Genomic DNA, 10,012 nt, shown 5'->3' with positions numbered 1-10,012 from the left:
CGGCTGATCCCCCGCGGGGGATCAGCCGCTCTCCGGCGTTCCAAGGATCAGGCGCGCCGCCAACGCCAGTACGGGTCACTGCTCTTGTACAGGCACCGGTACTTGCGGTTGGTGACCTTGGCGTACCCGTACTTTCCGCGCGCGGCCTTCGGGCAGAAGGCGCCCGGGGTGATGCACCGCCAGACCTTTCCGTCCTGCCGATACTGGCAGGCGGTGTGAACACCTGCGGAAACGGCAGGGGCCTGGGCGTGGAGGGGCGCCGCCGACGCGGGCAGGGCCACGGCGGCCGGTGCGACCAGGGCGCTGCCGACCAGGGCCGCCGACACGAGCAAGTTCTTGAGCAAGAGGAGGCTCCGAAGGGGAGGGATATGTGCTCTTCTTATGACTCCTGGCAGGCACAGCCGGTTTGCTGGGGATGTGTTAAGAATCCGGCTTTTTCCAGTGGCTACGAGCTCGGCACGCCGTGGCGGTCGGCATCGCTCGCCAACGACGGCGCCCACGTCGGAGGCACGCGGTGACCGGACTGCAGCATTTCTGAAGGCGCCGCGGACGCGTCCATGAAAGACCGAGGTGCGACACCAGTGCGCCTTTTCGATGGGACGAAGGTCGCCGCACCGTCGCCTGTGCTGAACTGGACGCCCTCTTCTTTCACCTTTACGGCATCTCCCCTGACGACGCCGCTTACATCCCCGACACCTTCCCGATCGTCAAGCGCAAGGATGAGGCCAAGTACGGCACGTACCGTACTAAGGACCTCATCCTCGCTGAGTACGACCGCATGGCCGCAACAGGCGTGAGCCTCATCGACCCCTCGTCGACGGCGAGAATTACACCTTCACCCTCACCCCACCCCCGGGCCACGGCCCCCACCGCCCCGTGGCACACACCGCAGCCGCCGACCGAACGGAAGACGAAGAAGTTTGAGGCCCGGCGAGCCCCCTGAGTTCCGGTGACATACATGGCAGGCTGTTTCGGCTGCGCTCGGTATACGTACATGAGCATTCGCCGAGGGGAAGCACTGTTTGGTCCACCGCAGATCTATAGGCAGCTTTTCATCGCCACCAGAATTGGAATAGCGTCGATCTTTTCTTGGCTCAAGCTGCTCCAGTAGAGTCCTTGCGGTCGGCGCTGTGGTCCGCACTCGATGACCTCATTTGGCGTCACGATCAGATCGACGCTGAAGTCATGCTTGGTTTCCGGTAGTTCGTCGTCAACCACCTGCAGAGAGTGCACCGTCGTCACGATGGTCGTCTCCGGTCCGATCAACCCCGCCTCCTGTAGCAGGGCTACCTCGATGTCGGAGTAGCCGGCGCCCTTACCCAGCCGGACGCCATGCCGGTTGACCGCGACACTGCCGCACACGATCAGATCGACCGGCCGCATGTCGTCTACGCCGATCTTGCGCGCCACGGTCGCGGCCACCTTGCTCGACGCGGCTTCGGTCGGGGGTACGGTCAGCGTCGCCGGATCGAGCAGGTAGAACGGCAGTTCCTCGGCCAGCTTGGGCACGGCCATGTAGACCAACCGGCCCTCGACAAGCGCCCGCACTCGGACCGGAAGCTGTACCTTATCCGGTACGGACTTGATGACCTGGGCGGCCCGCCACACGGGCAGTTCGGCCAGGCGGTCAGCAGCGGTCTTGGCTCCGAAGAAAGAGGGGATACGGCCGTGGACACCGGGCGGCGCGGCCCGCTCGTGCTCCAGCAGCGCCCACACTCGCTCGCGAATCGCCTGTTTGGCCTGGTCGGTGCCCGAACTGGTCAACTTCGCTCCCTACGCAGCCGCCCACTCATCAGCACACGCTTGAGCCCAACCAGCCGTCGGCCGATCTGGAAGTCTTGGCTCGGCGGCTCGTCGTGGTTGTACTCGTACAGCAGAGGCCCGTCAGCCGAACCGGTCGCCCTTGATGCCGCTGATGAAGGTGTTCCATTCGTCAAAGGTGAACTTCAGGATGGGACCGGCGGGGTCTTTGGAATCCCGTACGGCTTGCCCCCCATTGAGGAGCGCCGCGACCTCGACACAGTTCTGTCCTTCTGTCGAGCTGAGGGAGGATTTACGCCAGGTGAGATGGGACTGGGTAAGATTCATGATTTCCTCTCGGCTGTAGCTGTGCGGCGGGTTGTGTTCAGTCGAACTGACCGTTTCGTATGCCATTGACGAAGGCGGACCACTCCGAGTGAGTGAAGATCATGCTTGGCTCGTCGGGTGCCTTCGAGTCGCGTATCGCGACGATGTCGGGAAGGTTCAGCGCGACTTCTACGCAGTTGTTGCCGCCGCCCTGGCTAAGGGTGCTCTTGCGCCATTCGGCGCCGGACAGATTCATCGGTGCCTCACAACCGGTCGATCAGCTCGGACAGATACGCGATCGACGCGTCAGCTCCAAGTGCATCGGCGACGAGGCGTTGCATTATCAGGTTATAGCGTTCGAGGTGTTCAGGCTCTTCGAGATAAAGACCATCTGTAGGGGTTTCAACGTAGACAACGTTCCGGTCAGTAGGATCGGGGAAGCCGAGGATGACGAACTGACCCCATAGACCGATATGCGGACCAGCTGACATTGGTATGACCTGAATGGTCACGTGCTCAAGTGGATGGGTGTCGATCAACTTGCGAAGTTGGCCGCGCATGACTTCTGCGTCGCCCACCGGTCGCAGAAGAGCCGCCTCATCGATGATCGCCCGGTATCGGGGTGAATTCGGGCGCCGCAGAATCTCCTGTCGGCGCATCCTTGCTTCCACGTGTTTGTCGATCTCGGCAGGGTCGTGGACCAGCGAAGCCCGGGTCAGTTCGGCTGTATACGCGGAGGTTTGCAGCAAGCCGGGGATTACGAGGGGTTCAAAGGTGTCGATTGAGGATGCCTCCGCTTCGAGACCTACGTAGCTGCCGGTGAAGACACCTTTGTACTGCTCCCACCATCCTCGCTCGCGGGCACCCCGGACGAGGTCCATGACCGCTTCCCGATGAGCGTCTTCCGCCCGGTACAGGTCAAGGATGTCCCGGATGTCACGAGGTCGCGGCCGGGCCGTTTTGCCGGTTTCGAGGCGCGAAATCGTGGCCCGTGACATGTCCAGTGATTGAGCGACCTCTTCCATGGTCAGGCCGGCGGCCTCACGCAAACCCCGGAGTTCAGAAGCCAGACGCCGTCGGCGCACCGTTGGACTCTGGCCACTGTATGTCATCGCTTACCTCCAGGGCGTAGGGATGTCGATCGTAGAGCACTCGATGCAAGGAAAGACATATCGGTCGAGTTTCAGAATGAGAGTTGCAGTTTGAGTCGTACAGGCCACATCATGGGGCGCGTCAGACGAACACGCTGTGTGAGGAGATCGTGATTCTGTGCGATACCAACCGTCGGCTGGGTCGGACTCCGGTCTCGTGCCTCTGAGCCGCGTATGCCAAGTGCGGCACTCCCTCTGTCGGCCTCGCCCCCGCTGGAGCACGTATGAAGACACCTCGCAACGCCCTCAAAGCATGCTGGGATCTGCCAGTCGATCCCGAAGCGGTTGGTAAGGCGCGCGGCCTCGCGCGTGAGACCCTCGCCGCCTGGGACATGTCCGCCGTGGCGGAAAACGTGACCATGGTCGTGTCCGAGTTGGTGAGCAACGCGATCCTGCACGGCAAGGCGCCGATCACCCTCGCCCTGTTCCAGTACGGGCGGGCCGTGTGGGGGGAGGTCACCGACCACAGCGCCGGGTGGCCGAACCCGGTCCCGGCCGGTCCGGACGAGGAGCACGGTCGCGGGCTGGCGATCGTCACGGCCTACGCCGATCGCTGGGGCGTCGTACCGGCGTCGGAGGGCAGGCCGGCGGACGGCAAGACCGTCTGGTTCGTCTGCGCGGAGTGGAGGTCCCGGTGAGCGGTCCGTTGCCCATCCTGGACCTGCCCGACGGGGTGCGCCTCTGCGCGGGGTGCGGCACCCACGTCGTCACGCTGGCCGCCGCGGTACGCCTGATCTGGGCCGACGTTACCGACGACACGATCTCGGCCGAGGCCGTCGAGCAGATCACCGCGCCGGTCGCCGACATCTGGGTCGACGTGCTCTGCAACCCGTCCTGCCCGTCGGGCGACCACGAGCGGTACCCGGGCTGACTCGGCGCCACCACACCGGGCGGCCCTCCCCGTCCGGTACCGGCCGCAGGGCGCCACTACCTCGTCTCTGACCAAGGGGTCAGACGTTCAGCCGCTGAGGTCGGCTTCGATGTCGCTCATCTTCCGAACCAGCCGCATGTTCCCCGGGACACGGATGAATCCGTACCTCTCATAGAAGCGCGCTGCCTCCTCGTCGAGGGCGTCGACGACGACCAGGCGAGCGGCCACGCTCCGAGATGATTCCAGGGCCGTGCCGAGAGCGTGGACGAGCAGGCGACTCCCCAGGCCGCCGCCCTGCAATGTTTTGTGGAGTGCCAGTCGCGCCAGGATGACGGCGGGAATCTGGCTCGGGCCGCCCCGGCCTGCCCTGGAAGGGATCTCGTCTTTCTGCAGCAGATGGCCGGCGAGGGAGTAGTAGGCGACGACGTCGTGCTCCCCATCAGAGATCCACACGAAAGTACGGGCGGTGCGGTTCCGTTCAGCCTGCAGGGCTGACGTGCTCAACCAGAAGTTCAGTTCCTCCTTCCCGCAGTCGAACGAATCCATGTGGTGCTGCTGGTTGAGCGGCTGAGGGTCATACACCGTTACTTCCTTTTCGGAATCTCTCGGCTCTCCCGGGCGGCACGGGTCAGTGCCTCGTTCCGCTGCGGGGGTGCATCAAGTGAGTCGATGATCGCCTCGAAGAAGTCGGGGGGCACCACAGTGATTCGTTCATTGCGCATGACCTCTTCGGCCGCATCGAGAGCGGCGTGCAGAACGAACCCGGTGACGGTCTCCCGTCTGGCGCGGGCGGCCTGTTCGATCAGGTTCTTGTCTTCCGTGCTGATGCGGACTTCGAGTCGGCTTCTGGTGTCGTGCCTGGGGGAGGCGGTGCTGCCTGGCGCGGGACGGGTCATAACTACTGGCTCCTCCACAGCGGGAGTCGGCGTTGCGCCGACACCGGTCGGGCGGTCGGCGCCGCAGTGCGCGGCGCTGTTCAACCGCGGGGAGATCACTCCCCGCCGCTTAGGTTTCGTACGGACAGTGTCCGTACAGGTTGGCTGGATGTCAAGCGGAGTCCAGGTGTTCCGGGTGGACCCGGGCACCCTCGAATGCCCGGCTTGGCTGGTATGGCGCGGTGGCGTTTGGTTGATGAGCCGTGCGAGCAGGGGAAAATGGGTTTGGCTGGTCAGGGGGAGGCTGTGGGGGAAGGTTTGTCGGGGGGAAAGCACGGTGAGCCCACCGAGAGCAAAATTTGTAAGGTGGAGTCTCGTTCGACTGTATCGACGGCGAGGCGAAAGTCGTCACCGGTCCTGCCGGACAATTGAGGCTTTCCCAGATCGAATGCGTATTCGTTTGTAATTTTATGTCCGGCCTTCTCCCAGTTTGACTGAATCCTTCGAACTTCCTGGACAAGGTGCTCTTTGGATATCCCTGTTAGATAATAGACTCTAATGACATAGATCTCCCCAGTGAGAACGTTCCCCTCATTAGGGATGCAGGGGTGGTCGGCGAGACTTGTGGGGTCAAGGTCCATACCGGGAGTCGGCGTGACCCCGGTGAGAACAGAGCGGATGAGATCCTCCACCCGGGCGAGGGCCTGAGCCTCGGAAATATTTGGCCCATCGTTCATCGTCGACTCCTTCGCGCAGCCACTGATCCAGCCGATCATCACCAACGCGGTGAGCGCCGCGAGTACGCGTAATCGCCGTGCCATGAGTTCCTCTCGCAGTTCACGTGGTCGCTTGACAGCTCACCTGATGGGTGCCTCGCGCTATTTTTGCGTGACGTGTCCGCTCATGGAGATATATCTGATGGTCTGAGAAAGGGTATAAATATTTTCTGGACTTCGTCGAACTTTCCGGCGACGACGCGGCTGATGTTACGTAGAGAATCCGAACGATCCATCCAGTAGTCGGAGTGGCCGCCCTCGCCGGCGCGGAAGCGGGTGGCGCCGAATTCGGGGGAGTCCGGATCTCCGCCGAAGCGCCCGAGCTTGGCGACGGGGTCATTGTCGCTGGCCCCGACCCACACGTGATCCCTGCCCGTACCCAGCTCGGCGGCCTGGGAGGTGCCGACGCCGGGGCTGCCGACGAACACCAGGTCATCGGCGAACGTCCCAGGAGGGCGCAGCGTGGCGGCTTTACCGGTGGTCAGCGAGCCGTAGCTGTGGCCGACCATGGTCAGACGGGCCGGTACGGCGAAGTCATGGGTGGCGTGCAGTCCGTCGGTGAAGGAGACCAGTTCCTGGGCGCCTTTGGCGGCGGCCCCGTCCGCGGCCACCGAATGGCCGGGGGTGACCAACCCGAGGTCGAGCTGGGGAGCGTCGTAGCCGAGCCACGCGATCGAGGCCGTCTGTTTTCCATCGGCCAACCTGTTTGCTGCGGTCCAGGTGAGCAGGGCGCGGTCGAAGTCGGCGGCGCCGGCCTCGACCTGGGTGGTGAATCCTGGCACATAGGTGGTGATGTTGTGTGCCCTGTCGGGGTCGCCGTACGACACCACCGCGCGGCCGTGCGCGTTCACCGCGTCGAAGGCGAGCAGCAGCGCCGGGGGAAAACCGTTCTGGCCGCCCTTGGCGAGGGCCGCTCTGACCTCCTGAACCCTCTTCAGCATGAGGGAAATCCGCTCGGCGGCCACCTCCAACCCCGTGCGCGCCTCTCCGGAGAACACGGCCCACCCGGCTTTCTCCCTGAGACCGGACAGCATCGTGGTCAGCCGCTTCTCCTCCTGGTCGAGGAAGGTCCGGTTGAGTCTGTCGCGGGTGGCCGAGGGCAGCCCGTTCAGTGAGCCGACCAGGCCTGGAGCCGCACCGGTCAGCTCCTTGGCGGTGGCCGGGCTCAGCGTCTTCCACCAGGCGCTGACCCGCTGCGCCAGGCTGGCGTCCTTGCCCTGCCGCTGGAGTTGCAGTATCCCCTCCAGGGCTTTGGCGTCACCGCCGCTCGCGTGGGAGAGCAGGTCCCTCGCCTTGTTCGGCTCGGTGTCGAACGCGCCAAACAGCCCATAGGCCGCCGCCCCCGCGCCGATCGTGTTCATGCCGAGGAACGGCCCCTGCACGGGAAGTCCGTTCTCGGCGATCGGCGTCACCCGGGTGATGGTCTCCAGCCGTTTTCGCAGATCTCTGGTCTGGGTCTCGGCCCAGGCCCCGATGGAGCCGATCGCAGGGCCGGCGCCGGGGGCCACGCACAGCGTGGAGCAGGCGTTCTGCAGCTGAGATCCGGCTTCCAGTAGTGGGTCACCGGCCCGGTCGAGCTCCCTGATAAGGAGTTCCATCTGGGCGGTATCTATCCCTTTGAACCCGCCGGCACCTGCGCTCATGCTCGTCTGGAAAGGAGTGATCACCCGTAGCTGCGGGGGAGCGGCCCCGCCCTGGCGCACGATCAGCTCGGCGATCTCGTCCAGCGCCGACTGGAACGCCCGCTGAAGCCGTACGCGGTGGGAGAAGAGTTCCTTGGTGAAATGAGATGCTCCGCCACCCACCCAGGTATTGGTCTGCATCACCTGGGACGCTCTGTTCAATGCGGGCGCGTTGGCCTGCGCGAGCTCGGCCACTCTGCGATATGCCTCGATTGCGTATTTCGCGGTCGAAGTAATATCGGAGGACGTCACCGACGCATCTCATCATGAATACACTTGCCGGTCCATCATTGATAAGCGGGCCCCGTTCTCGCTGTCGTGATCCGCCGGATAACGGCGAACCGATATCCGGTCCCGGTGCTGAATCGGTGGATGTCTGACTGGAGTCCCACTGTGCGGCCCCAGGCGATGGCGGCGGTGAGGGTGTCACCGACCGTCCACCCGCCCTCGGCCGGATCCGCTTCGCGAGGCCGTGGCCCCCTGACCTTGGCCGAATGGTCCGAATCAGAAGAATTCGGGGCAAATGTGATCTTAATGTCATAAAGATCCACCATCGTGGAGGGGTGCGAACGTGGCTCAGTGATCAAGTTAGGAAGCGGCTGGGGGCGTTTGGCCTGATTGTGCCCTCCATCGCGCAGTGTGCCGTGGGCGCCGCGCTGGCCTGGATCGTCGCCGTTCATCTGCTCGGTCACACCCACCCCCTCTTCGCGCCCATCTCCGTGATGATCTGCGTGGGTGTGGGGCTCGGTCAGCGGCTGCGCAGGGTGGTCGAGCTGGTGGTCGGCGTCAGTCTGGGCGTGGGCATCGGCGACCTGCTGGTGTCGTGGATCGGCTCGGGCCCCTGGCAGATGGCGCTCGTGATCGCGCTGGCGATGAGCGTCGCGGGGCTGCTGAACAGCGGTGAGCTGTTCGTGTCGCAGGTCGGGTCGTCCGCGGTGCTGGTCGCCATGGTGGTGCCGGGCGAGGATGTCGGCGGGCTGGACCGGATGGCCGACGCGCTCACCGGCGGCGTCATCGGCATCGCCGCGGTCGCTCTGCTGCCCGCCAGCCCGCTCGCCATCGCGGGCAGGCATCTGTCCGGCGTGCTCGACGCCTTCTCCACCATGCTGGAGCAGGCGGCGGAGGCGATCGAGAAGGGCGATATGGACCTGGCCGCCGAGGCCCTGGAGGGTGGACGCAGGACCCAGACGGCGGTCGAGGAGTTCGAGGCGGCGCTGGAGAACAGCAAGGAGATCATCATGATCTCGCCGCTGCACTGGCATCACCGGGCCAGACTGACCAGGTACGAGACCGCCGCCTTACCGGTGGATCTGGCGCTGCGCAACGCGCGGGTGCTGGTCCGCCGCACGCTCGCGGCGCTGGGTGAGGCCGGCCCGCCACCGGCCGCGCTGGCCGAGTTGCTGCGCGAGGTCTCGGAGGCGGCGCTGCTGCTCCAGCTCGAACTGGGGGCCGGCCGCGAACCGATGCTGGCCAGGCAGGCGTTGCTCGCCGTCGCCGCGCGGGAGCGGCCGAAAACCCTGGGCTTCTCCGCGAACGTCATCATCGCGCAGCTGCGCTCCATCGCCGTCGATTTGCTGGAGGCGACCGGGATGGACCACGACGCGGCCTCGGCCACGCTGACCCCGCTGAACGAGCGGAGCGACGAGAGCACGCGCGGCTGAGGCCGATCCGTTGCCGGCGGCTTTCCACCAGGCGATAACGAAACGGAGGAAGGGGTGACGGCGCCGGTGTCGCTTGCGATACTCGGCGTACGGCCACGCCGGCACGCAGCGAGACGGATCGCCTACCGAGTGGGACTGAGCATGAACGATTCCACCGACACCGCCGACTCGGACACCGCTCGTGGCGCCGTCTGGCGGACGAACATCCTTGTCGGGCTCGGCTCGGTCGCCGACATCGCGGCCGTGGCGCAGCTGGTCACCAGCGGTTCGCGGCAGGGGGTGTTCGTCGCGGGCCTGCTGGCGATCCTGGCCGGTCTGCTCGGGCTGATCCAGCTCCTCGGGCGGCCGGTCGGGCTCCGGGCGATGGTGATGGTGTTACTGATCGGCACCGGCGCGGGAGTGACCGGTGCGATGGTCGGGCAGTACCTCAACGAACCCGCCGACGTCACGCCGGCCGCCGCCCCCTCCTCTCCGGGGCCGGGTACCCCGAAGCCTGCCGGCGCCGCGTCGGCTCCCAGGCCCACGCCGTCGGCCACGACATCCGGTGAGGTTCTGCGCGAGGCCGAGGCGTCCCTGAAGGACCAGGACTACCTGGACGCCGAGACCGGGAGGATCGGCGAGGTGCGGCCGAATGCCAGCGACCTCTGGTACGTCAGCCCCTACCGTGCGCTGTGGACGGCCGGCGGCGGAGCCCTCCCCATCACCCCCGTCGATGTCGAGGGCCGCCCGGACAGCGCCGCGTGCGCGGACGCGCTGGCGACTCGTGACTACGACATGGTGGAGGTCGGCAAGATGAAAGCCGGTGGCTGGGCATGCGCGCGCACCGCGGAGGACAATCTCCTCGCGGTCCAGATCCGCGCCGTGCCGGTGGGCGACGCGCCGCTGGAGATCTCGTACGTCGTCTGGCGCGATTGACCACGGGCCTTGTG

At 65.4% G+C, this 10,012-nt stretch carries 13 protein-coding genes; 4 read left to right on the top strand and 9 right to left on the bottom strand.

The window, feature by feature from the left end; translation table 11 throughout:
• Nucleotides 1–47: 47 nt before the first annotated feature.
• The 5 genes from AB0J58_RS37595 to AB0J58_RS37575 all read right to left on the bottom strand — a co-directional run bounded on the left by AB0J58_RS37595 (nt 48) and on the right by AB0J58_RS37575 (nt 3,179).
• Nucleotides 48–344, bottom strand: a complete 297-nt coding sequence (locus tag AB0J58_RS37595) for a hypothetical protein (RefSeq protein WP_364224841.1) — start codon at nt 342–344, stop codon at nt 48–50.
• Nucleotides 345–1,038: 694 nt separating this feature from the next.
• Nucleotides 1,039–1,764, bottom strand: a complete 726-nt coding sequence (locus tag AB0J58_RS37590) for a 5-formyltetrahydrofolate cyclo-ligase (protein WP_364224839.1) — start codon at nt 1,762–1,764, stop codon at nt 1,039–1,041.
• A gap of 120 nt (nt 1,765–1,884) precedes the next feature.
• Nucleotides 1,885–2,154 (bottom strand): DUF397 domain-containing protein, encoded by a 270-nt coding sequence (locus tag AB0J58_RS37585; protein ID WP_364224837.1) that lies wholly within the window; start codon nt 2,152–2,154, stop codon nt 1,885–1,887.
• On the bottom strand, nt 2,126–2,323 hold the full coding sequence (locus AB0J58_RS37580; protein ID WP_364224835.1) for a DUF397 domain-containing protein: 198 nt from the start codon (nt 2,321–2,323) through the stop codon (nt 2,126–2,128). Before AB0J58_RS37580 ends, AB0J58_RS37585 begins: the two co-directional genes overlap by 29 nt.
• Nucleotides 2,324–2,330: 7 nt before the next feature.
• Complete coding sequence (locus AB0J58_RS37575) at nt 2,331–3,179, bottom strand: helix-turn-helix transcriptional regulator (RefSeq protein ID WP_364224833.1); 849 nt, start codon at nt 3,177–3,179, stop codon at nt 2,331–2,333.
• A gap of 263 nt (nt 3,180–3,442) precedes the next feature.
• On the opposite strand from AB0J58_RS37575, the gene AB0J58_RS37570 reads away from it, so the two are divergent.
• Entirely contained in the window at nt 3,443–3,856 is a 414-nt protein-coding gene (locus tag AB0J58_RS37570; protein ID WP_364224831.1) for an ATP-binding protein, read from the top strand.
• Nucleotides 3,853–4,089, top strand: coding sequence for a hypothetical protein (locus AB0J58_RS37565; protein ID WP_364224829.1), 237 nt, complete (start codon nt 3,853–3,855; stop codon nt 4,087–4,089). Before AB0J58_RS37570 ends, AB0J58_RS37565 begins: the two co-directional genes overlap by 4 nt.
• A gap of 87 nt (nt 4,090–4,176) precedes the next feature.
• On the opposite strand, the gene AB0J58_RS37560 is transcribed toward AB0J58_RS37565, so the two are convergent.
• From AB0J58_RS37560 to AB0J58_RS37545, 4 genes are all read right to left on the bottom strand, one after another.
• Nucleotides 4,177–4,671: a GNAT family N-acetyltransferase gene (locus AB0J58_RS37560; protein ID WP_364224827.1), complete on the bottom strand. Its 495-nt coding sequence runs from the start codon at nt 4,669–4,671 to the stop codon at nt 4,177–4,179.
• Nucleotides 4,672–4,673: 2 nt separating this feature from the next.
• The gene (locus AB0J58_RS37555; RefSeq protein ID WP_364224825.1) at nt 4,674–4,985 is read right to left on the bottom strand and encodes a DUF1778 domain-containing protein; all 312 of its coding nucleotides are present in this window, start codon (nt 4,983–4,985) and stop codon (nt 4,674–4,676) included.
• Between the two features lie 272 nt (nt 4,986–5,257).
• A complete protein-coding gene (locus AB0J58_RS37550) occupies nt 5,258–5,701 on the bottom strand; it encodes a hypothetical protein (protein WP_364224823.1) in 444 nt (147 codons plus the stop codon).
• Nucleotides 5,702–5,865: 164 nt separating this feature from the next.
• Nucleotides 5,866–7,563 (bottom strand): alpha/beta hydrolase, encoded by a 1,698-nt coding sequence (locus AB0J58_RS37545; protein ID WP_364224843.1) that lies wholly within the window; start codon nt 7,561–7,563, stop codon nt 5,866–5,868.
• A 479-nt stretch (nt 7,564–8,042) separates the two neighbouring features.
• Here AB0J58_RS37545 and AB0J58_RS37540 point away from each other — a divergent pair, with 479 nt between their 5' ends.
• Together AB0J58_RS37540 and AB0J58_RS37535 are read left to right on the top strand one after the other, a co-directional pair.
• Nucleotides 8,043–9,083: an FUSC family protein gene (locus AB0J58_RS37540; RefSeq protein ID WP_364224821.1), complete on the top strand. Its 1,041-nt coding sequence runs from the start codon at nt 8,043–8,045 to the stop codon at nt 9,081–9,083.
• Between the two features lie 141 nt (nt 9,084–9,224).
• A complete protein-coding gene (locus tag AB0J58_RS37535) occupies nt 9,225–9,998 on the top strand; it encodes a hypothetical protein (protein WP_364224819.1) in 774 nt (257 codons plus the stop codon).
• Nucleotides 9,999–10,012 lie beyond the last annotated feature (14 nt).

Origin of the sequence: Streptosporangium sp. NPDC049644 (genome assembly GCF_040675205.1) — a bacterium.
In the GTDB taxonomy this organism is placed as follows: domain Bacteria; phylum Actinomycetota; class Actinomycetes; order Streptosporangiales; family Streptosporangiaceae; genus Streptosporangium; species Streptosporangium fukuiense.
This window is presented reverse-complemented; position numbering and strand designations above follow the sequence as displayed.